We start from the raw sequence: 20,999 nt of genomic DNA on the forward strand, positions 1-20,999 counted from the left end.
GCGTCAGGCGACGGCTGCGGCCGCCGCGAGGATCAGCTGAGTCACCTCGTGTGGATGCGAGGCCAGCGAGGCATGACCGGCGTCGAGTTCGATGGTCTCGCGGGCACCGATGCGCTCGGCCATCCACCGTTCGGTCTCCGGCGGGATCATCCGGTCCTGACCGGAGACCAGGTACCAGCTCGGCTTCTGCTTCCATGCGGGCGGGCCCGACGGGTCGGAGAAGCACTGACCCGAGATCGGCTTCTGCGTCAGCGCCATCACCAGCGCCTCGGTGTCGTCGAGGTCCTGGCTGAAACTCTCCTGGAACTTGTCCGGTGCGATCCACAGGAAGCCCTGCGCATCGGGGGCGATGTTGGCCGCCCCGCGGGCTGGTCGGTGCGGGCGAAGATGCTGCCGAGACTGTCGCCCTCATCGGGCGCGAAGGCCGAAATATATACCAGTCCAACCACATTCGCAGCGTGTCCGGCCCCAGTGATGACGGCGCCGCCGTAGGAGTGACCGACGAGCAATGTCGGTCCGTCGAGCGATTCGGCCAACTTCCGCGTGCGGTCCACGTCGTCGGCGAGCGAGGTCAGCGGATTCTGCACCGCGACCACCTTGTGCCCGGCATTGTGCAGTGTCGGGATGACGTGACGCCAATGCGAGCCGTCCCCCAAGCGCCATGCACCAGAACGATGTTCACCTTGTCGGCCATGGTGGCCCACCTCTCGGGTCGAGTGTACGAACGGTGGTCACGGCCCACTGTCCGATCGGGGCCGTCGCGCAGCTCGAACTCTTCTGCGGCGCGAAATCCACGCTATTGCAGACTCTGAGGCAAAGACCATGACCAGATCGCCATGATTTCGTGCCCAAACGCCGGAGGTGCCGGCACCGCCCGCTCGGGCCGTACCGACCGGGTGGTGGCTCAGTTGTGGGTGAGCGCGGACCCCAGCGCCTGGGCGACCTCGGCCTCGAGCGTCGAGACGAGCGCCTCCGGCGGCCGCTGCCCGCACACCTCGAGCCAGTTCGCCAGCATCCGGTGCCCGCCCTGGGTGAGCACCGACTCCGGATGGAACTGGACGCCGTGGATCGGCAGCTCCCGGTGCCGCATCGCCATCACGATCCCGGTGTCGGTGTGCGCGGTGGCGATCAGCTCGTCCGGCATCGTCTCCGGCAGCACCGTCAGCGAGTGGTAGCGGGTGGCGGTGAACGGGTCGGGCAACCCGGCCAGCACCCCGGTGCCGTCATGACTGACCTGGCTGGTCTTGCCGTGCAGCAGTTCCGGTGCCCGGTCGACGGTGGCGCCGAACGCCGCGCCGATGGACTGGTGCCCGAGGCACACCCCGAGCAGCGGGGTGCGGGCCGCTGCGCAGGCCGCGACCAGGTCCATGCTCGCGCCCGCCCGCTGCGGCGTGCCCGGTCCCGGGCTCAGCAGCACCCCGTCGAACTGCGCCGCGACCGCGTCGCGGTCGGCGAGCTCCGGGTCGTCGTTGCGCCAGACGGTGGCCTTGGTGCCGAGCTGGCCGAGGTACTGCACCAGGTTGAACACGAAGCTGTCGTAGTTGTCGACGACCAGGATGCGCATTGCAGCAGGATATGCGGCTTCGCCGCCTGTGCGCGATCTGCACCCCACCTGGGGTACGGATCACGCACGGGCGGCGCAGCCGCCTAGTTCGCGAATTTGGTCCGCAGCTGCCCGGTGTAGGCCGGCACGGTGAACGTGTCCGACGCCTCCTGGGTGTACCCGAGTCCGTAGCGGACCGCGTACTGCTTGAAGGTGCGCACGCCGGGCTCGGCGGCGAGCGCGGCCTCGATCCGGGCCGGGTCGCCGATCGCCGTCATCTGATACGGCGGGCTGTAGGTCCGCCCGTGCAGCAGCAGCGTGTTGCCGATACAACGCGGCGCCGAGGTGTTGACGATGCGCTGGTCCTGCATCCCGACCGCGACCGCCCCGCCCGCCCAGAGCGCGTTCAGCACGCTCTGCACATCCTGCTGGTGCACGACGAGATCATCGGGCGAGGCTCCGGCGGGGAACTTGCCGTCGGAGTCGCGGGGCGCGTCGGTGAGGATGACCCGCACGCCGGGTCCGGTGACCGCGCTCAGGCCCGCCGCGGCCTCCAGCGCCCGGCTCTGCTCGAGGGCGCCTGCCACATCGGAGTCGGAACCGGCCGCCTCGTCCTGGAGGGCGGCCAGCTGAGCGGCCAACCCGTCGCGCACCCCCGCCGCGTCATCCGCGTCTGCCTGGGCGCTGCGCACGAGGTCGGAGAGCCTCGTGGTGTCCCCGCGCCGCAGTTCGTTGCCCTCCGAGACCGCGCGGGTGGTCGCCAACAGCAGTCCGGTCACCACGCAGACCACCGGGACGCAGATCTTCCAGAACAGTTGCCTGCGCCGCGGCGCCGCGTGCGCCGCAGGCCGGTGGGACACGGTCGGATCGGGTTCGGTCGGATCGGGTTCGGTCACAACCCCCGCCTCCTCCCCTGTCCGCGCTCGCAGGTCCAGCCAGCAGACCCTGCCCGGGCACGTCTGTGCTCGGCTAGCGTGTACTCACCACCGGTAATCTCGAATCTACCTGGTGGGCGTCGACGCCGACGCCGACGCAATCGCACGATCCACACTGAACCAACGAGGACGTCATGCCCAAGTCGAAGGTCCGCAAGAAGACCGACTACACGATCAATCCCGCGAACCGCACGCCTGTGAAGGTCAAGGTCGGCCCCTCCAGCACGCTCTACGTGTCGGTGATGCTCGGCTTCATGCTGCTCGGGCTCGCGTGGCTGATCGTCTACTACCTGGCCGCGGACCAGATCACCTGGATGAACGACCTGGGGGCGTACAACTTCCTGATCGGCTTCGGTTTCATGGTTGTCGGCCTCATCATGACGATGAGATGGCGCTGAGCTGGGGATATCCCCATTCTGGCCCCATCAATTACATCGTTGTCATTCATCCCCAATGTGGATAAACCCTGTGGATAGCTGTGGAGAGCCTGTGCACAACCCCGAAAACCCTGTGCACAACCCCGAGCTCGCATGGTCCACACCCACCGGTGCGCTGATCGCGACCGGTGTCGGCGGGGTGGCGATGCTCCTCGCCGCCGCAGCGGTGCCGTCGGATCCGGCGGGACGGGTGCTGATCGGCCTCGGCGCGCTCGGGCTTCTGGTGATCACCGCGCTGGGGCTGCGCCAGCGGCCCCGGCTCGCCGTGCTCGACGGCGCTAGGGGGATCGCCGTGCAGCGGCTCAGCGGGCGACACGAGTACCCGGCGTCGGAGCTGAGCCGGGTCCGGATCGTGCGCTATCCGCGGCTGGGCCGTCGGGTGCCGATGCTGGAGATCGACGTGCGCCCGCCTGGCGCCGACGACGACAAGCTGATGATCTTCGGTCGCTGGGACCTCGGCACCGATCCCACCGATGTCTTCGAGGCGCTCGCCGGCCGCGGGCTGGTGCCGCAGGAGCGGCCGCGCCCGTAGCCGGCGAGGCGATTACATCCCGAGTTCGGACCGCAGCTGCGCCATCCGCAGCGCGATGACGCCGACCGAGACGACCGTGACGGCGGCGAGGCCGCCCCAGCCGAGCGTGCGCGCCTTCTGGCGCTCCGCGGGGGTGCCGAGGCTGCCGGGGGCGAACATCAGCGCCGCGGTGGCGGCGGCGCCCGCGACGAGCCCGCCGAGGTGCCCCCACAGCGAGATCCCGGGGATCGTCACGCTGATGATCACGTTGAGGGCGATGATCGCCAGCACCGGGCCGGGGCTGCGCTTGAGTCGCAACAGGATCACAGCCTGCGCACCCATCAGCCCGAAGACTGCACCCGAGGCGCCCGCGGTGACGGCGTTCACCTGGAAGGCCATCACGGCGGCCGAGCCACCGAGGATCGAGACGAGGTACACCGCGACGTAGCGGGAGCGCCCGAGGATGATCTCGGTGTCGCGGCCGATCACCCAGAGCGCGAACATGTTGACCAGCAGGTGGACCGCACCGAAGTGCAGGAAGCCGCTGCCGACGACGCGAACCAGGTCGCCGTCGGCGACCGCGGGCGGCCACAGCGCCCAGCTGGTGAACAGCGGCGAGCCGAGATGGTTGTTCGCCACGTTGCCGGACTGGAGCACCGTGATCGCGTAGATCAGGACGTTGAGCCCGATCAGGACATAGGTGACGATCGGGGTCGGCAGGCCGGTCCGGAGCGGCGCACCGGCGACGGTGCGGGCCGAGCGGGTGGTCTTGGCGTCGGCGGCGATGCAGTCGACGCAGTGCTGGCCGACGGCGGCCGGTCGCAGGCACTCGACGCACGCGGGACGGCCGCAGCGGGTGCAGGAGAGCGCGGTGGGCCGGTCCGGGTGCCGGACGCACCGCGGTTGGGGCGGCGTGCCGTCACCGGACACGCCACCCCAACCGGGGTTGGTCATCTCGCGGTACCGATCAGGAGATGGTGATGCTGTTGATGACGACCGCCTCCAGCGGGCGGTCCGTGCGGTCCACCGAGGTTCCGGAGATGGCGTCGACGACCTTCTTCGACTCCTCGTCCACGACCTCACCGAAGATGGTGTGCTTGCGGTTGAGGTGCGGGGTCTTGCCGGTGGTGATGAAGAACTGCGAGCCGTTGGTGCCCGGGCCGGCGTTCGCCATGGCCAGCAGGTAGGGCTTGTCGAACTGCAGTTCCGGGTGGAACTCGTCGCCGAACTGGTAGCCAGGGCCGCCACGGCCGGTACCGGTCGGGTCGCCGCCCTGGATCATGAAGCCGTCGATCACGCGGTGGAAGACGGCGCCGTCGTAGAACGGTCCGGTCTTGCCGCCCGAGGCGTTCTCGGTGCTGTAGTCCTGGGTGCCGTCGGCGAGGCCGACGAAGTTCGCGACGGTCTTCGGCGCGTGGTTGCCGAACAGGGCGATCTTGATGTCGCCGCGGTTGGTGTGCAGCGTTGCGGTTGCGGTCTGATTCGGTGAGGTCACTCCACCATGGTGCCATTCCGTCGTACGGAACATGTGCGACAGTGGACAGATGACTCGCGCGACGAAGTCCACCCCGGTTTCTGTCCCCGCCCCGGCCGAGCAGGCGCCCACCCTCGAGGTGGTACCCCCGCCCCCGAATCCACCACGCTCAGTAGCGCATTGAGGCTCGCGCAGCTCGCGGCGCTCGGATTCGCCAGGGGCACGGGAGGTGTCGCGAAGGGCACCGGAGTGGTGGCCAAGGGCACCGGGGCGTTGAGCCTCTACCTCGGCCGTCAGGGCTACACCCTGGCCAGGAAGGCGCTGTCGTCCCGGCCGAAGGCCGCCCCCGCCCTCGCGCTGGTGGACGAGCAGGCCGTCGCGGCCGTCGCGGCCGAGCAGGTCAAGGGTCGCGGCCGCAAGCGCGGCAGGCGTGCGTTGCTCGTCGTCGGTCTCGGTGCCGCCGTGGCGGCTGGCGCCGTGTACGTCAAGCAGCGTCGGCGCGAGGTGCCGCCGGTCGCGCCCGCACCGCCGAGCCTGCGGGACGTCGAGAACTCCTGAACGCCGCCGTCGCCGCGGCACAGCCCGCCGCGGCGACGGCCATCGACGACCACAGCAGGGGCTCACGGCCCCCGGCGTCGCCGAACACCAGCAGGCCGAGGTTGACGGCCGCGTGGAACACGGTGGCGATCAACAGGCTGCCCTTGCGCCCGTTGTCGAGGAGCACGGCGAGCAGTACGGACATCGCGATCGTCGCCGACAGGAAGGCCGCCGCATACGCGGCGCCCGCCGCGAACACCTGGACGTGCCACACCCCCCAGACGGTCCCGACGAGCACGCCGGTGACCAGCACGGAATACCTCGTGCGCAGGTAGGGCTGCAGGAACCCCCGCCAGCCGAGTTCCTCCCCACACGCCCCGATGCACTGCGCGAGGACCAACAGGCCCAGTGGCGCCGCGCCGGCGGGGACTTCGGAGAGAGCGGGACCCTCACCGAGGGTGACGAGCACCGCCGCCGGCAGCGCCAGGATGATCAGCACCGAGCCGATCGCGGCCGCCAGGGCGGCCGGATCGGGCCGCCACAGGCCCACCGCCAGCGGCGGACGCCATCTGCCACGCCACACCAGCAGGACCGCAGCCACCGCGATCGCCGGTGCGAACTGCACCAGTTCGAGCAGGTCCGGGTCGGGACCGGTCACCGACTGGAGCGCCACGAGGACGCCACCCGCGAGAAACGCCACCAGCACGTACACCGTCATCGGCGCCCACCTGCGGGGCGGGGCTGCGTCGGTCGTCATGCCACGAGCATCGCGGCTCGCAGGCGGCAGCACATCACCCCACGGTATCGGTGGCACCTGCTACCGGAGGGCCAGTAGGTGTCAGGACGAACAGGTGCTCGGTGCCGGTCGATCGTGGAACCGGTCGACCATGTAGGTCAGTGCCTCGGGCAGGCCGAGGACCAGCGGCGCAGCGTGGTTGATCACGGAGCCAGGCAGGACGCTCGGGAGCGGGTTCTCGGTGAACTGCACCGTCGCGCCGCGCCCGCACCAGGCCCCGGCCAGCTGTTCGGCCTGGCCGAAGGGCACCACGTCGTCGTGGTTGCCGGACTGGATCAGGACCGGCCCGGTCGGCGTCCGCGTGCCGATCCGCTGCCGCTCCAGCAGTTCCTTCGCCAGCGGCAGCCGGGCGAGCACCACGGAGAGCGATTCGCCGCTCCGGGTGTACTCGCTTGTCTTCTGGAAGGCGAAGCGCGCACCGGTCTCGACAACGCAGTAGTTCCGCGTCTCGGCCAGCATCGCCTTGCCCTTGTCGTTGAGCTCCGCCTCGATGAGCGGCCGGGACTCGGGTAGGCCTGGGCAAGGCCGTTGATCGCGTACCCGATCGCGCCCGTGAGGAAGGACCCGTCGATCTGTGCCAGGGTCGCGCCGAGGTCGGCGGGCGGCGCCCCGGCGTAGGTGCCCTTCACCTGGAGTTCCGGCGCGTAGTCGGCGGCGAGCTCGGCCGCGGCCGCCGCGGCGCCGCCACCCTGCGAGTATCCCCAGAATCCGACCGGGCCTGCCGGGGTGATCGAGGTGCCGGGCAGGTTCCTGGCGGCCCGGGCCGCGTCCAGCACCGCGTGCGCCTCGGCCGCGCGGTTGACGTAGGTGTGCATGCCAGGCGTGCCGAGGCCGTCGTAGTCGGTGACGACGACCGCGATGCCCTGCAGCAGCAGTGCATTGATGCCGAGCACCTCGTACTCGGTCATCAGCCCGATCGGTGCCTGGAAGGTCAGGAGCTGGTTCAGCAGCTTGGAGGGGGCGCACTGGTCGCCCTGGCCATGGGTGCCGACCGCGAGGCTGACCAGGGGCCGGGGTCCGGGACCCTCCCACGGCCGCTGCGGCTCGAGGTAGGTGCCGGTGACCGCGTTGGCCGCGCCGTTCGCGTCGGTGCTGCGGTACATGATGCGCCGTCCGTCGGCGGGGAACGCCCCGTCGGTTCCCGGCACCCGGAGCGCGAGTTCGGACGGCTCGGTGCGGATCAGGTCGCCGGGTGCGCTCGCCGTCAGATCGGCAGGCGGTGTGTAGAAGTCCGCGGTCGGGGCCGCCGCCGCGGTGGGCGACGCGATCGCTGCCACGACCACCGACAGGGCGGCCGCCACGACCGCACCCCGCCACCCGATTGCGCGCACACTCTTGTCCACCGTCGACTCCGCCCGTGTTCGTTGACTCCGAACACGAAGCCGAACGCACGGTAACACATACTTTCCCGTCCGCGGACGGGCCGATTCGGGGCCACGGAGGTCCGGCCGCGCGGCACCGAAACCAATTGCTGCACAGGTTTGTTCACAATTGCACAGGCACCGCGTGCGCCGTCGTGTGTGCAGCTACCGTCCGCCCCTCTCGGCGTTTACGCCAATAACTGCACACTCGGCGGTGCACAGCGCACAGCCCGCGACCAGGAGCTGATCGCGGGCTGTGCGATTGCCGTGTGTTGCTGCGCGGGCGCGAATCAGGGCGCCGCGGGTGCCGGCATCCCCGGGAGGGTCGGAAGCGGCCCGACGAAGTTGAAGAACGCCGCCCGCAGCGGTTCCCCGCCGACCATGTCCAGCCCGATCACACCGCCGATGAGCGAGCCGATGATCGATCCGGGGAAGCAGCCTGCGAGCACGCCAACCACGCAGCCGACGAGGAGCCCGATGATCCCGCCGACGGTCTGCCCGACGATCCCGCCCATCTGAGCCTTCTGGATCTCCCCCATCAGGCGCTGTTGGTCCGCGGGGTTGTCCCAGGCGACCGGTTGGACGGTCGACGGAAGCAGCGTCGGCGTCAGCGTCAGGGACCGGCCGCCGTCACCGATCACGGGCGCGATCGAGTGCGTCTCACCGTTCACCCGGTACGCGAGGGGAATCGTGCCGATGGACGATCCGTCGCCCCGGAGCACGCTGACCCCGGTCCCGTCGCCGGAGACCCGGAACACGCCTGCGTCGAGCAACGTGACGACCGAGTTCCCGGCCGGCGTGAGTCCCGTGCTGTATTCGACGCCCTGGTCCCTGCCTTGCATGTGGGCACCGACCAACGCGGCTGGGTCGGCGTGCGCGGTGACCGCCCCGGCGCCCATCGCGGCCGTCACGAACAGTGCAGTGGCGACAATCTTCCTGAGTTTCATGTCGACTCCCGGGTTCGGTTGCGATTTCCCCCAGCCGAACAGTAGTCGAGCGCATGTGATCTCAAACACAATTCGATGAACTTGCCCCGGCATGCGATCCGCTTGTGACCTTTGCCCACTCAGCAAAAAACACCCCCCACCGGAGAGTGAGGGGTGTTGATGTGACGCTGTGTCCGATCGCGTTCCTGCTGTGGAGCCTAGGAGATTCGAACTCCTGACATCTGCCTTGCAAAGGCAGCGCTCTACCAACTGAGCTAAGGCCCCGTCCGCGCTAGCGGCTGGTGACCTCGTGCCAGACATCCTGACTGCGGCGCTGCGACCGCAGCTTCGTCAGCCCGAAGAGAACGGTCACAACGGCTGCCGCGAGAAGCAGTACCTTCATGCTCGAACCCTTCGTCGGCACGGGGAGTGGGCCTAGGAGGACTTGAACCTCCGACCTCTTCCTTATCAGGGAAGCGCTCTAACCGCCTGAGCTATAGGCCCTTAACCTCGGTCCCGGGGACGCATCGAACTTGTCTCCCTGAACCGAGGCATGAGATTACCCCACCGACCGGCCGCGACCAAAACCGGCCCGGCGGGGAACCAAAACCCCTGGTCAGTCGCGGTCGGCGAGGGTCACTTCGACCCCACCGACAAGGTCCGTGCAGAGGTTGTAGATGAACGATCCGATGGTCGCGAGGGCGGTGAAGAGCACCACGTTGATGGCACCGATCAGTGCGGCGTAGCCGAACACCTGTCCCGCGCTGACAAGGCCCTCGTCGCCCGTCTCCGACACGATGTCGGTGAAGGCGTTGTTCAGGCGATCCCAGACACCCATGCCGTCGAGCACGACGTACAGGAATCCGACGGCGAACATCCACACGAAGAACAGCGCCACCGAGATCACCAGGGACACCTTGAGCGTCGACCAGGGGTCGACCTTGCGCACCTGGATGGTCGCTCGCAACGGGTCGCCCGAGACCACATCGACCGGCACCGCCACCAGCGCGGGCTGCGCGCCCGTCTTGGGGCCCGCGCCGGCCGCCGCGGGAGCGTCGCCGGGCAGCGGATGCTTGACCGCGGACAGGTCCGGCAGGTCCTTCGCCAGATCGGAGCGGTCGATGTGCCGGGTGGGGCCGTCGATCACCGCCGACTTGGCCTTGGCGGCCTCCTTACGGGCCGTCTTCGCCGCGTCGTCCCCCGACGGGGCTCCCGCTGGCTTACCGGCCGCGGGGCACCGGGACGTGCGCTCTGGCCGCTCGGGGTCGAGACAGGACGCGTTGCGGGTGCGCCTGCCGGAGCGCCCGTACGCGCTGCCGGACCACCTGCGGGTGTCGCGGGGCGCGTACCCGGACCGCTCGTGGGCGATGCCGGGCGCGTACCCGGCGCACCCGCGGGGGCACCCGGACGCGTTGCGGCACCACCGGCGGGCGACGCCGGACGCGTGCCCGGCGCGCCGGCCGGAGCACTCGGCCGCGTGCCCGCGCCGTTGGCCTGGCCGCCGTTCTGCTGGGGACGCTGGCCGGGCGCCTGGGTCGGAGCCTGTGCCGGCCGACCACCCTGCGGGGCTGCCGGTGCGGCACCGCCCTGCGGTGAAGCACCTGCGGGCCGCGATCCCTGCGCGGGCGTTGCCGGTGTCGTGCCGGACGGCGCAGCCTGCGCCGGACGGGACGGTCCGGTCGGCTGCTGCCCCTGCGGCGCCTGCCCCTGCGGGCGCGGCGGGGTCTGGCCCGTGCCCTGTGCGGGCGGGGCCGGACGGTCCTGGCCGGGAGCCGTGGCGGGGGCCTGCTGCGCGGGGGCGGCAGGCTGTCCCGGTGCCGCCGACGCCGCCGCAGGAGCGTCGGGCTTGGCCGGAGCCGGGGTCGACGGCGCCGGTGACGGAGTCCCGTTCGCCCCCTCCGGCTTACCTGCCTGCGGCTGAGCGCCCGGACCGGCAGGTGACCCCTGCCGGTCGCTGCCGGGCTGGTTGGGAGTGGTCACTACGACTCCTTCGATCCGTCACTCGCGGCGGTGTCGGACTCATCGGGTTCATCGGCGTTGCGCGCGATCGCGAGCAGGGTGTCACCGTCCCCGAGATTCATCAACCGCACGCCCTTGGTCTGTCGGCCGGCCTTCCGCACCTGCTTGGCCGCGGTGCGGATCACTCCCCCGCCGGAGGTGATGGCGTAGAGCTCGTCGTCGTCGTCGACGATGAGCGCCCCGACCAGGGTGCCACGGCGCTTGTCGTACTGAATCGTCAGCACGCCCTTGCCGCCGCGGCCCTGGACCGGGTAGTCCTCCATCGCGGTGCGCTTCGAGTACCCGCCCGAGGTCGCGACCAGGAGGTAGGTGCCGTCACGCACGACGTTCAGCGAGAGCAGCTCGTCGTCGCCGTTGAAGCGCATGCCCTGCACGCCGGAGGTGGCGCGGCCCATCGGCCGCAGCGCCTCATCGGTGGCGGAGAAGCGGATCGACTGACCCTGCGCCGACACCAGCAGCAGATCGTCCTCCGAGGAGGCGAGCACGGCGCCGACCAGCTCGTCCTCGCCGCGCAGGTTCACCGCGACGATGCCGCCGCTCCTGTTGGAATCGAAGTCGGTCAGCTTCGACTTCTTGACCAGGCCGTTGCGGGTGGCGAGCACCAGGTACGGCGCGTCCTCGTAGGTCTTGATCTGGATGATCTGGGCGATCCGCTCGTCCGGCTGGAAGGCGAGCAGGTTCGCGACGTGCTGGCCGCGTGCGGTGCGGCTGGCCTCGGGCAGCTCGTAGGCCTTCGCCCTGTACACCCGGCCCTTCGTGGTGAAGAACAGGATCCAGTCGTGGGTCGAGCTGACGAAGAAGTGCTTGACGATGTCGTCCTGCTTGAGCCCGGCGCCCTGGACGCCCTTGCCGCCGCGCTTCTGCGACCGGTAGAGATCGGTCTTGGTGCGCTTGGCGTACCCGGTCTCGGTGATGGTGACCACCACGTCCTCGCGGGCGATCAGGTCCTCGTCGTTGACGTCACCGTCGGCCGCGATGATGCGGGTACGCCGGTCGTCGCCGTACTTGTCGACGATCTCCTTGAGCTCGTCGCGCACGATCGCGCGCTGACGCTCCGGCTTGGCCAGGATGTCCTGGTAATCCGCGATCTCGCGCTCGATCTCGGCGAGTTCGTCGATGATCTTCTGACGCTCGAGGGCCGCGAGGCGGCGCAGCTGCATCGCGAGGATGGCATCGGCCTGGATCTCGTCGACGGTGAGCAGCTCGATCAGCCCGGCCCTGGCGATGTCGACGGTCTGCGACGCCCGGATGAGCGCGATGACCTCGTCGAGCGCGTCGAGCGCCTTGACCAGGCCGCGCAGGATGTGGGCCCGCTCCTCCGCCTTGCGCAGCAGGTACCTGGTGCGCCGGACGATCACTTCGAGCTGGTGCGTGGTGTAGAGACGGATCATCTGATCCAGCCGCAGGGTGCGCGGCACCCCGTCGACGATGGAGAGCATGTTGCAGCCGAAGCTGGTCTGCAGCTGGGTGTGCTTGTAGAGGTTGTTGAGCACCACCTTCGCCACCGCGTCACGCTTGACGGTGACGACGATCCGCATGCCGACGCGATCCGAGGACTCGTCGTGGATGTCGGAGATGCCGGCGATCTTCGCGTCCCGCACCTGCTCGGCGATCGAGGTGATCAGGTTGTCCGGGTTCACCTGGTAGGGCAGCTCGGTGATCACGATCGTGGTGCGCCCCTTGGCGTCCTCCTCGATCTCCACGACGCCGCGCATCCGGACCGAGCCGCGGCCGGTGTGGTACGCGTCGCTGATGCCCTGGCCGCCGACGATCAGGCCCGCGGTCGGGAAGTCAGGTCCCTTGATCCGCTCCATCACCGCCGCCAGGGTGGCTTCCTCGTCGGCCTCGTAGTTCTCGAGCGCCCAGTAGATGGCCTCCGCGACCTCGCGCAGGTTGTGCGGCGGGATGTTGGTGGCCATACCGACGGCGATGCCGCCGGAACCATTGATCAACAGGTTGGGGATACGGCTGGGGAGAACCGTCGGCTCTTGCGTCTTGCCGTCGTAGTTCGGCGCGAAATCGACGGTGTCGTGGTCGATTTCGCGGAGCATCTCCATCGCGAGCGGCGTGAGCCTGCACTCGGTGTAACGCATCGCGGCCGCGCCGTCGTTGCCACGGGAGCCGAAGTTGCCCTGGCCGTCGACGAGCGGGTAACGCAGCGACCACGGCTGGGCCATACGGACCAGCGTGTCGTAGATCGAGGTGTCGCCGTGCGGGTGGTAGTTACCCATCGTGTCGGCGACCGGTCGCGCGGATTTCACGTAGCCGCGGTCCGGGCGGTACCCGTTGTCGTACATCGCATAGAGCACGCGGCGGTGCACGGGCTTGAGGCCGTCGCGCACGTCCGGCAGAGCACGGCCCACGATCACGCTCATGGCGTAGTCGATGTAGCTGCTCTGCATCTCTTGCTGAATGTCGACGGGCTCGATGCGGTCGTGCCCCGTCCCCTCAGGCGGCAACGTGGTGTCGGTCATGAGCTCCTCTTCTACTCGGCTTCGCGTCTCCTCGCGGACTGGCCGCCTCGCAGGATGTCGCGCAACCACCCGAGTCTATAGGTGCAGGTCAGCTAGACCCGGCATCACTCGCGGATTGTCGGCAGTTACCACGGCGAACACACCGCGACGGCGCTCGAGTCCGCAGGTCGATCCGTCGATCACCGGGTCACCCGAAGTCGGAACCGGCCCCCCGTCGAGGACGGGAGGCCGGGGGCGGACACCACGCATCGCGGCACCGAACAGCAAGAAAGGAGAGTTACCCGACCGGCTGACCGAGCCGACGCAGGGCGTACTCGGTGATCGCGACCAATCCACCCTTGGCCGACTCCCGATCGCGGGCGTCGATGGACATGATCGGCACATCGGCCGACACCGCGAGGGCCTGCCGGATGTCCTCGAGCGGGTAGCGCGGTGCGTCGTCGAACTCGTTGACGGCAACCAGGAACGGCAGCTTACGGGCCTCGAAGAAATCGACGGCGGCGAAGCTCTCGTCGAGCCTGCGGGTGTCGATCAGCACGATCGCGCCGATGGCGCCGCGGATCAGGTCGTCCCACATGAACCAGAACCGGTGCTGTCCCGGCGTCCCGAACAGGTACAGGACCAGGTCGTCGGCCAGGCTGATGCGGCCGAAGTCCATCGCGACGGTCGTGGTGGCCTTCTGCGGGATCCCGGTGAGGTTGTCGACGCCATCGGAGGCGTTCGTCACCAGCGCCTCGGTCCGGAGCGGCACGATCTCGGAGACGGCCCCGACCAGGGTTGTCTTGCCCACGCCGAATCCGCCGGCGATCACGATCTTTGTCGAGGTCACCCGATTCTGCTGGGCGCTAGATTTGGCGAAGTCCACCGAGGACCCTTTCAATGAGTTCCCGACGCTCGCTGTCGCTCGCGTCTTCTTGCAGAGTGGCCAGGATTCGTAGGTGGCCGGCCTCGACGAGGTCCGCCACCAGCACGCGCGCGACCCCGATGGGGACGCCGACCCGAGCGGCGATCTCCGCGAGCGAGGGCGATTGCGCGCACAACACCACGATGGTCGCCTCGATGTCGCCCAGCTCCCAGTTCCGGTTCTCCGGATCGGGCAGAACCTGGATCAGCGCCTCAAGCGCCAGCTCCACCGCGGGTTTCGTGCGCCCTGATGTGAGGGAGTACGGCCGGACCAGGCTGGGCCCGGTCCCCGTCTCTGCGTTGTGCTGCTCGTCCATGGCCACCTCGGAATCAGGTCCCGATACCGGCTCGCGGCGTCGCCTGCACGGAGGCGCCGACGCGATCGACCAGGAGTGCCATCTCGTAACCGACCTGGCCGATGTCGCAGCCCGACGAGGTGAGCGTGGCGAGGTGCGAGCCGTCGCCGACGCTCATCAGCAGCAGGTACCCGTGCTGCATCTCGACGACGGACTGGAGGACGCCGCCGCCCTCGAACAGCCGGGAGACCCCGGCCGACAGGCTCGCCAGCCCCGACGTGACCGCCGCCAGCTGCTCGGCGCGGTCCAGCGGCAGGTGCGCACTTCCGGCCATGAGCAGGCCGTCCGCCGACACCAGCACGGCGTGCGAGACGCCCGGCACCTCACGCGCGAAGTTCGAAACCAACCAATCGAGCGAGTAGCCGCCCGCGGATCCCTGATCCATGTTGAGCGCGGATCCCTGATCCATGTTCATCTGTCTCCTTAGATGCTGTTGCGTTCGGCATGGCCGGCGGCACGACCGTCGCGGATGCCCTTTTGGTGGCGGCTGAGCTTCTCGCGGATGGCCTCCGGGTCGCGCAGCTTGACAGTGATCTTGTCAGCCCCGTCGACTCCACCAGGAACCAACTGGTGTCCCGGCTGCCGCTGCGGGAGTCCGGACTCGGTACGGGCCTCGACCCGAGGGGCGCTGGCGCGCTCCGCGGCGTTCCAGCCCTCGTCCGCGGCCGAGGTCCAGTTCTTGTTGCCCTCCCCCGGCGTCGGCGTCGTCAACCAGTCCGAGACCATGCCGCTGAAGATCGGCGTGGTCTCCTGCGGGTGCAGGATCGGGCGCAGCGGCTCGACGTTCGCGCGCGGCTGGAAGAACGACGCGGTCTTCTGCGAGTTGACGCGGTAGCGGTGCTGCGTGGTGCCCGCCGCTTCCACGCTCTCCGGCTTTGCCGCCGGAGCCGCCGGAGCCGCCGGAGCCGACTCGAGAGTCGGCGCGGCCGGAGCCGGAGCGGGCACGGGAGTGCTCACCTCGGGATTGAGCTGAGGCAGACCGGTCGTCGCTCCCGGGGTGCGCTGAGGCAGACCGCTGGCACCGGGGGTCCGCTGCGGGAGACCGGCAGGCGGCGCCAGTGGACTCGGCTGCGGCGAGGGGCTCGGCGCGGACGGACCGCGCTGAGGCAGGCCCTCCGGCTCGACCGGGGCGCGCTGCGGCAGAACCCCCAGCATCGCCGGGGTGCGCCGCGGCAGACCGTTCGGCTCGACCGGGGCGCGCTGCGGCAGACCGTTCGGCTCGGCCGGGGTCCGCTGCGGCAGACCGTTCGGCTCCGCAGGAGTGCGCTGCGGCAGACCGATCGGACCCGTGGTCAACGGTCCGGGACCAACGGTGACGGTGACCGGGACGGAAGGTTCCGCGACGGCGGCCTGTTCGCCGGTGACCGGGTATCCGTCGGAATCGACCCTGCCCTGCGGGCCCGTCATCCCCATCGTCATCGACGAGACGAGTGCCGTGTGCGGAATGTGCACGCTGACCGTCACGCCCTGGTTGCGGACGGTGTCGAAGGTCGGCCGCATCCGCACGGTGAGCCCGTGCTGGTCGGCGAGCCGGCTGGCCACGAACAGACCCATGTGGCGGGCCGTCTCGGGGCTGACCTCGCCACCTGAGGCGAGGCGGTCGTTGATGACCGCCATCTCCGCCGCCGGGATGCCGATTCCGCGGTCCGTGATCTCGAGCAGGAGCCCGCCGTCGACGGCCCGCGAGAAGTTGAAGGTCACCTTGCTGTCCGGCGGAGACGCCCGCAGCGAGTTGTCCAGCAGCTCGGCGAGCAGGTGCACGATGTCGGTGGCGACGGCGCCGCTGATGGCACCCTGCGGCGTTGCCTTGACCTCGACCCGCTGGTAGTCCTCGACCTCGGACATCGCGGCACGCACGACGTCACCGACCTGAACCGGTGCGGAATGACCGCGACGGGTCCTGGTGCCCGACAGGATCAGCAGGTTCTCGCCGTTCCTGCGCATGCGGGCGGCGAGGTGGTCGAGCCGGAACAGGCTCTCCAGTCGCTTGGGGTCCTTCTCCTCGAACTCCAGGTTCTCGATCAGTCCGAGCTGCTGGTCGACCAGCGACTTGCTCCGCCGGGCCAGCGTCTCGAACATGTCGGCGATCCGCAGGCGCAGGTGTGCCTGCTCACCGGCGAGCCGCAGGGCCTGGCCGTGAATATCGTCGACGGCGCGTGCGAGCTGACCGATCTCCTCGGTGGTCTGCACGGGCACGGGGTCGAACTCCATGACCCCGGTGTCGTCGCCGTCCTTGATGCGATCGATCGCATCGGGCAGGTCGTGGTTGGCCACCTGGAGGGCGCCGCGGCGCAGCCGGCGGATGGGGTTGATCAGCGACCGGGCCACCAGCAGTCCGAGCACCGTCGCCGCGATCAGGGTGCCGAGAACGACGAGCGAGTCACGGATCGCGGCGCTGGTCGTTTCCTGCTCACGCTCGGCGACCGTGGACGCGATCGTATGGGTGGATTCCTCGAGCATCGTGCCGTAGATCTTGACGCTCTCGAGCATCGAGGCGCGAAGCTCGAGCAGCGGCAGCGGGCCGCCAACGGCCCCGTCGATGATGTCGACCCGGGCACGGTTGCGATCCCGCAGTTCCTGGATCTGTGCGTCGGCATCGGGGTACGACCGGGCGAGAACGTCGATCATCGCCCGCTCCGCGCCCGCCGCCGCGTACAGGGCGTTCAGCGGGGCGTTCGGGTTCTTGAGCACGTCGAGCGCCGCGGTGACCTGGTCGGCGAGCCGGCGCTGGGCCGCCCAGACACCCACCAGACGGTCGTGCGCGTTGAGGACCTCGGCATCGTCGATGGGGAGGATGACCTCGTCGACGATGTCGGTCATGTCCGCACGGATGGCTGCGGTCTTGGCGGGGAGCTCGGGGTCGTTGACGCCGTTGTTGACGTCATCGCGGATCTTCTCGATCCCGACCAGTGCGTTCTGCAACTTCTCGGTGACGGAGCCGGGGAAGGACGGGTTGAAGGTCGCAGCCTTGGCCGCGACGATCGCCTTCTCCATCGCGACGATGTCCTCGTTGGTCACCGTCTTCGTCGCGTAGCCCGCGGAGACGGTGCCGAAGATGGTGCCGAGGTCGACGATCTCGGGAATATCCGCGACCTGTTTTGCCTGGTTGCGGAACTCCAGCGCCTGACTGACCTCGTTCTGAACCCGCAGTCCGCCCAGCACGACGGCAACGGTGAGCGGGACCGCGAGCACCGCGGCGACCTTCCACCGCAGGCCCCAGCCCTCGAGGTTCCACAGCCTGTTCGGCGGCGGCGTCTCAGTGTTCATGTTGCAAACTCACTTTCCTCCCAGGTGCGGCACGACGGCCTGCATTCGTGCCGTACGCCCGATCGCGGAAAGCGAGTTCGCCGGGGTACGAGTCGAGACAGACGCCTAGGCGGTACAGAAGTGTAGATGCCCAAGCGTTACACGTCGACATTTGAATGTTCCCAAGAAGTTATCGTTTCGTTATACAGGTAGTTGAAGCCGAGAAAATAGCGACGTAACCGGCATCACTGGCACCACAGGCACCAGGACGCAATCAGCCGGGTCGAGCATTGTGACTCAGATCACAATACTCGACCCGGCTGATGGGACTGATCAGACGTCCAGGAAACGGACATCCTTCGCATTGCGGGTGATGAAGCTGCGCCGGGCCTCGACGTCCTCGCCCATCAAGACACTGAACAACTCGTCGGCGGCGGCGGCATCGTCGAGGGTCACGAGGCGGAGCACCCGGACGCTCGGATCCATCGTGGTCTCCCACAGCTCCTTGGCGTTCATCTCGCCGAGGCCCTTGTAGCGCTGGATGCCGTCGTCCTTGTTGATCTTCTTGCCCGACTGCATGCCGGCCTCGAGCAGGCCGTCGCGCTCACGGTCGGAGTACGCGAACTCCGGCTCGGACCGCTGCCACTTCAGCTTGTACAGCGGCGGCTGCGCGAGGTAGACGTGGCCGTGCTCGATGAGCGGCCGCATGAAGCGGAAAAGCAGCGTCATCAGCAGCGTCGAGATGTGCTGGCCGTCGACGTCGGCGTCGGCCATCAGCACGATCTTGTGGTACCGCAGCTTCGCGATGTCGAACTCGTCGTGGATGCCGGTACCGAACGCCGTGATGATCGACTGGACCTCGTTGTTCTTGAGGACGCGGTCGATCCTGGCCTTCTCGACGTTGATGATCTTGCCGCGCAGCGGGAGGATCGCCTGGTACATCGAGTCGCGGCCGGACTTCGCCGAGCCGCCTGCGGAGTCGCCCTCCACGATGTAGATCTCGGACTTGCTCGGGTCGTTCGAGCGGCAGTCGGCCAGCTTGCCCGGCAACCCGCCCAGGTCGGTCGCGCTCTTGCGTCGCACCAACTCGCGGGCCTTGCGGGCCGCGACGCGCGCCTGGGCCGAGGACACCGCCTTGTTGACGATCGTCTTCGCGTCGGCCGGGTTGGACTCGAACCAGTGCGAGAGGTGTTCGTTGCAGGCCTTCTGCACGAACGACTTGACCTCGGTGTTGCCGAGCTTGGTCTTGGTCTGACCCTCGAACTGCGGCTCGGCCACCTTCACCGAGATGATCGCCGCGAGGCCCTCGCGGATGTCGTCGCCGGTGAGCTTCGGGTCCTTGTCCTTGAGCAGCTTCTTGTCGAGGGCATACTTGTTGACGGTCGCGGTGAGCGCCGCGCGGAAGCCCTCCTCGTGGGTGCCGCCCTCGTGGGTGTTGATGGTGTTGGCGAAGGTGTGCACCGACTCCGAGTAACCGGAGTTCCACTGCATCGCGACCTCGAGCTCGTGCCCGGTGCCCTTCCCGGTGAACCCGACCACCGAGTTGTGGATCGCCTGCTTGGTGCGGTTGATGTGCCGCACGTAGTCCTCGAGGCCGCCGGGGTAGTGGTAGGTGCGGGTGCGCACCGACTGCACCTCGGGCGTCTTGGTCTCGCCCGTCTCGTACTCGACCTCGGCGGCGACCTCCTCGTCGGTGATCCGCTCGTCGGTCAGGGTGATGGTCAGGCCCTTGTTGAGGAACGCCATCTCCTGGAGCCGGCGGGCGACGGTCTCCGCGCTGTAGGTCGTGGTCTCGAAGATGTCCGGGTCCGCCCAGAACCGGGTGGTGGTGCCGGTCCGCTTGGTGGCCTCGCCCTGGACCAGCTCGCCCGGTACCGCCATCGTGTAGGTCTGCGACCACTCGTGACCGTCGCGCGCGATCGTGAGCTCGACCTTGGTCGACAGCGCGTTCACCACCGAGATGCCGACGCCGTGCAGGCCGCCGGAGACCGCGTACGAGTCGGAGTCGAACTTGCCGCCTGCGTGCAGCTGGGTCATGACGACCTCGACGGTGGGGACACCGGAGGCGTGCATGGCGACCGGGATGCCACGGCCGTCGTCGACGACCTGGATGCCGCCGTCCGCCAGGAGCGTGACCCCGACGGTGCTGGCGTAGCCGGCCATCGCCTCGTCGACCGAGTTGTCGACGACCTCCCAGATCAGGTGGTGCAGGCCCCGCTCACCGGTGGAACCGATGTACATGCCGGGGCGCTTGCGCACCGCCTCGAGCCCCTCGAGAACGGTGATGGAGGAGGCGCCGTAGTCCTTGTTGGGAGTGCTCTTGTCTGATTTTTGGGCAGCCACGGGCGGGTTGCACTCCTTCTCGTCTCCAAGGCGGTCGCGGCCTGTCGAGCTCGGCCGCGTGGTACTCCGGCCCATCTTACTGTTACGTGCGTGGTCGGGGCCGCCAATGACACCCCTGACGGCCCCGTGGGCGCATTTTCGACCTCTTCGGTAGGTCGGAAGCTGGGTGGCGCGATCAGAAGTTGGCGGCGGTACCGTCCCCACTGTCCCTCGCGATGACGCCGTCGACGAACTCCACGGTCAGGCGAGCGAGGTCGGCCGCATGGGAGATCGGGGACCAGTGACCGGCCGGGATCTCGCGGCGCCGCAGGTCCGACACCCACCGATCGATGTCCTCGTAGCCGACGGGACGCACCGCGCGGTCGCGCGTGCTCAGGATCAGCTGGACAGGAACCGTGGTGCGCCGATCCGCCGGGTGTCGCAGCTTCGGCCGGATGTTGGCCCGGTACCGCTTGAGTCCGTTGATCATGTCCGAGCGCAGGGTCGGAGCGGGGTGCACGAGCGCCGGGTCCAGGCCATCGAAGAAGCGCAGGAAGGTCGGCCAGATCCGCGACATGCCGAGGCGGAACGGCAGTGGTCCGAGCCCCGGCGTCTGGAACAACACCGTGTACGCCGAGGCGACGGCCTGGGTCAGGCGCTTGTAGACCCCTCGCGGGGTCGGGTTGGAGAACCCGGCACGCAGCCAGGTCCCCAGGTGGTCGAGGTTGGGACCCGAGACGGAGGTGTACGACGCGATCCGGCGCTCGGCGCCCGGCTCGCACACCGCCTGCCAGCTCTCCACCGATCCCCAGTCGTGGGCCAGCAGATGCACGGGCCGATCGGGGCTGACGGCATCGAGCACCGCGAACAGATCCTGGGCCAGGAACTCCAGCCGGTAGTCCGCGACCGCGGTCGGCACCGTGGACCGGCCCGAACCGCGGGTGTCGTAGCTGACCACCCGGAACCGGTCCGTCAGGTGCGGGACGACGTGCTCCCAGAGCTGGTGGGTGTCCGGCCAGCCGTGCACCAGCACCAGTGTCGGTCCGGTCGGATTGCCCTGCTCGAATACCGCCAGCTCGACCGAGCCGCTGCGGACGGTGCGGGCAACTGCCGGCCTGACCGAGTGAGAGTCGTTGGCACTGTTGGTCATTGGATAGTC

The 20,999-nt window shown here is 68.9% G+C and carries 18 protein-coding genes, 2 tRNA genes and 2 pseudogenes; 3 read left to right on the plus strand and 19 right to left on the minus strand.

Annotated elements, in window-relative coordinates:
• Positions 1–3: 3 nt before the first annotated feature.
• The 3 genes and pseudogenes from BTZ20_RS25880 to BTZ20_RS25890 all read right to left on the minus strand — a co-directional run bounded on the left by BTZ20_RS25880 (position 4) and on the right by BTZ20_RS25890 (position 2,403).
• Positions 4–694 (minus strand): annotated as a pseudogene (locus BTZ20_RS25880) (alpha/beta hydrolase).
• Between the two features lie 210 nt (positions 695–904).
• The gene (locus BTZ20_RS25885; protein WP_077043331.1) at positions 905–1,564 is read right to left on the minus strand and encodes an aminodeoxychorismate/anthranilate synthase component II; all 660 of its coding nucleotides are present in this window, start codon (positions 1,562–1,564) and stop codon (positions 905–907) included.
• Positions 1,565–1,647: 83 nt separating this feature from the next.
• Complete coding sequence (locus tag BTZ20_RS25890) at positions 1,648–2,403, minus strand: DUF881 domain-containing protein (protein WP_083743011.1); 756 nt, start codon at positions 2,401–2,403, stop codon at positions 1,648–1,650.
• Positions 2,404–2,612: 209 nt separating this feature from the next.
• Between BTZ20_RS25890 and crgA the strand changes: the two genes are divergently transcribed.
• The gene (crgA, locus tag BTZ20_RS25895) at positions 2,613–2,876 is read left to right on the plus strand and encodes a cell division protein CrgA (protein WP_027502149.1); all 264 of its coding nucleotides are present in this window, start codon (positions 2,613–2,615) and stop codon (positions 2,874–2,876) included.
• Positions 2,877–2,967: 91 nt separating this feature from the next.
• Complete coding sequence (locus BTZ20_RS25900) at positions 2,968–3,447, plus strand: PH domain-containing protein (RefSeq protein WP_223263535.1); 480 nt, start codon at positions 2,968–2,970, stop codon at positions 3,445–3,447.
• Between the two features lie 12 nt (positions 3,448–3,459).
• Here BTZ20_RS25900 and BTZ20_RS25905 read toward each other — a convergent pair whose 3' ends face one another.
• Both BTZ20_RS25905 and BTZ20_RS25910 read right to left on the minus strand, forming a co-directional pair.
• The gene (locus BTZ20_RS25905) at positions 3,460–4,380 is read right to left on the minus strand and encodes a rhomboid family intramembrane serine protease (RefSeq protein ID WP_077043333.1); all 921 of its coding nucleotides are present in this window, start codon (positions 4,378–4,380) and stop codon (positions 3,460–3,462) included.
• 13 nt (positions 4,381–4,393) lie between these two features.
• Complete coding sequence (locus tag BTZ20_RS25910; RefSeq protein WP_189636554.1) at positions 4,394–4,954, minus strand: peptidylprolyl isomerase; 561 nt, start codon at positions 4,952–4,954, stop codon at positions 4,394–4,396.
• A 126-nt stretch (positions 4,955–5,080) separates the two neighbouring features.
• Here BTZ20_RS25910 and BTZ20_RS25915 point away from each other — a divergent pair, with 126 nt between their 5' ends.
• Positions 5,081–5,458 carry a hypothetical protein gene (locus BTZ20_RS25915; protein WP_077043335.1) on the plus strand — a complete coding sequence of 126 codons (378 nt, stop codon included), beginning with the start codon at positions 5,081–5,083 and terminating at the stop codon, positions 5,456–5,458.
• Here the strand turns inward: BTZ20_RS25915 and BTZ20_RS25920 are convergent.
• The 14 genes and pseudogenes from BTZ20_RS25920 to BTZ20_RS25980 form a co-directional block, all read right to left on the minus strand.
• Positions 5,385–6,194 carry a CPBP family intramembrane glutamic endopeptidase gene (locus tag BTZ20_RS25920; protein WP_083742859.1) on the minus strand — a complete coding sequence of 270 codons (810 nt, stop codon included), beginning with the start codon at positions 6,192–6,194 and terminating at the stop codon, positions 5,385–5,387. The genes BTZ20_RS25915 and BTZ20_RS25920 overlap by 74 nt on opposite strands.
• An 81-nt stretch (positions 6,195–6,275) precedes the next feature.
• Positions 6,276–7,564, minus strand: a pseudogene (locus BTZ20_RS25925) (lipase family protein).
• Between the two features lie 320 nt (positions 7,565–7,884).
• Positions 7,885–8,541 carry a hypothetical protein gene (locus tag BTZ20_RS25930; protein WP_077043337.1) on the minus strand — a complete coding sequence of 219 codons (657 nt, stop codon included), beginning with the start codon at positions 8,539–8,541 and terminating at the stop codon, positions 7,885–7,887.
• Positions 8,542–8,732: 191 nt separating this feature from the next.
• Positions 8,733–8,805, minus strand: a tRNA-Ala gene (locus BTZ20_RS25935).
• A gap of 7 nt (positions 8,806–8,812) precedes the next feature.
• Positions 8,813–8,923 (minus strand): DLW-39 family protein, encoded by a 111-nt coding sequence (locus tag BTZ20_RS28760; RefSeq protein ID WP_209927981.1) that lies wholly within the window; start codon positions 8,921–8,923, stop codon positions 8,813–8,815.
• A 27-nt stretch (positions 8,924–8,950) separates the two neighbouring features.
• Positions 8,951–9,024: transfer RNA gene (locus BTZ20_RS25940), tRNA-Ile, on the minus strand.
• A gap of 112 nt (positions 9,025–9,136) precedes the next feature.
• Positions 9,137–9,667: a DUF3566 domain-containing protein gene (locus tag BTZ20_RS28765; RefSeq protein WP_223263536.1), complete on the minus strand. Its 531-nt coding sequence runs from the start codon at positions 9,665–9,667 to the stop codon at positions 9,137–9,139.
• 832 nt (positions 9,668–10,499) lie between these two features.
• The gene (gene gyrA, locus BTZ20_RS25950; RefSeq protein WP_077043338.1) at positions 10,500–13,013 is read right to left on the minus strand and encodes a DNA gyrase subunit A; all 2,514 of its coding nucleotides are present in this window, start codon (positions 13,011–13,013) and stop codon (positions 10,500–10,502) included.
• A 277-nt stretch (positions 13,014–13,290) separates the two neighbouring features.
• On the minus strand, positions 13,291–13,842 hold the full coding sequence (locus BTZ20_RS25955) for a GTP-binding protein (RefSeq protein WP_077043339.1): 552 nt from the start codon (positions 13,840–13,842) through the stop codon (positions 13,291–13,293).
• 16 nt (positions 13,843–13,858) lie between these two features.
• Positions 13,859–14,233 carry a DUF742 domain-containing protein gene (locus tag BTZ20_RS25960; protein WP_077044017.1) on the minus strand — a complete coding sequence of 125 codons (375 nt, stop codon included), beginning with the start codon at positions 14,231–14,233 and terminating at the stop codon, positions 13,859–13,861.
• Between the two features lie 13 nt (positions 14,234–14,246).
• Positions 14,247–14,657, minus strand: a complete 411-nt coding sequence (locus tag BTZ20_RS25965; protein ID WP_077044018.1) for a roadblock/LC7 domain-containing protein — start codon at positions 14,655–14,657, stop codon at positions 14,247–14,249.
• 38 nt (positions 14,658–14,695) lie between these two features.
• Positions 14,696–17,539: an ATP-binding protein gene (locus BTZ20_RS25970; RefSeq protein WP_077043340.1), complete on the minus strand. Its 2,844-nt coding sequence runs from the start codon at positions 17,537–17,539 to the stop codon at positions 14,696–14,698.
• A gap of 312 nt (positions 17,540–17,851) precedes the next feature.
• Positions 17,852–19,861: a DNA topoisomerase (ATP-hydrolyzing) subunit B gene (gyrB, locus tag BTZ20_RS25975; RefSeq protein ID WP_077043341.1), complete on the minus strand. Its 2,010-nt coding sequence runs from the start codon at positions 19,859–19,861 to the stop codon at positions 17,852–17,854.
• Between the two features lie 175 nt (positions 19,862–20,036).
• A complete protein-coding gene (locus tag BTZ20_RS25980; protein ID WP_083742860.1) occupies positions 20,037–20,990 on the minus strand; it encodes an alpha/beta fold hydrolase in 954 nt (317 codons plus the stop codon).
• Positions 20,991–20,999: the final 9 nt, after the last annotated feature.

It is taken from the genome of Rhodococcus sp. MTM3W5.2, assembly GCF_001984015.1.
GTDB lineage: Bacteria > Actinomycetota > Actinomycetes > Mycobacteriales > Mycobacteriaceae > Rhodococcus_G > Rhodococcus_G oryzae.

Bases quoted from the DNA above. Each gene is read 5' to 3' on its own strand.
- BTZ20_RS25930 (WP_077043337.1), bottom strand. From the start codon at position 8,541: ATGAAACTCAGGAAGATTGTCGCCACTGCACTGTTCGTGACGGCCGCG.
- crgA (WP_027502149.1), top strand. From the start codon at position 2,613: ATGCCCAAGTCGAAGGTCCGCAAGAAGACCGACTACACGATCAATCCC.
- BTZ20_RS25920 (WP_083742859.1), bottom strand. From the start codon at position 6,194: ATGACGACCGACGCAGCCCCGCCCCGCAGGTGGGCGCCGATGACGGTG.
- BTZ20_RS25965 (WP_077044018.1), bottom strand. From the start codon at position 14,657: ATGGATCAGGGATCCGCGGGCGGCTACTCGCTCGATTGGTTGGTTTCG.
- BTZ20_RS25960 (WP_077044017.1), bottom strand. From the start codon at position 14,233: ATGGACGAGCAGCACAACGCAGAGACGGGGACCGGGCCCAGCCTGGTC.
- BTZ20_RS25885 (WP_077043331.1), bottom strand. From the start codon at position 1,564: ATGCGCATCCTGGTCGTCGACAACTACGACAGCTTCGTGTTCAACCTG.
- BTZ20_RS25910 (WP_189636554.1), bottom strand. From the start codon at position 4,954: ATGTTCCGTACGACGGAATGGCACCATGGTGGAGTGACCTCACCGAAT.
- BTZ20_RS25970 (WP_077043340.1), bottom strand. From the start codon at position 17,539: ATGAACACTGAGACGCCGCCGCCGAACAGGCTGTGGAACCTCGAGGGC.
- gyrA (WP_077043338.1), bottom strand. From the start codon at position 13,013: ATGACCGACACCACGTTGCCGCCTGAGGGGACGGGGCACGACCGCATC.
- BTZ20_RS25980 (WP_083742860.1), bottom strand. From the start codon at position 20,990: ATGACCAACAGTGCCAACGACTCTCACTCGGTCAGGCCGGCAGTTGCC.
- BTZ20_RS28760 (WP_209927981.1), bottom strand. From the start codon at position 8,923: ATGAAGGTACTGCTTCTCGCGGCAGCCGTTGTGACCGTTCTCTTCGGG.
- BTZ20_RS25905 (WP_077043333.1), bottom strand. From the start codon at position 4,380: ATGACCAACCCCGGTTGGGGTGGCGTGTCCGGTGACGGCACGCCGCCC.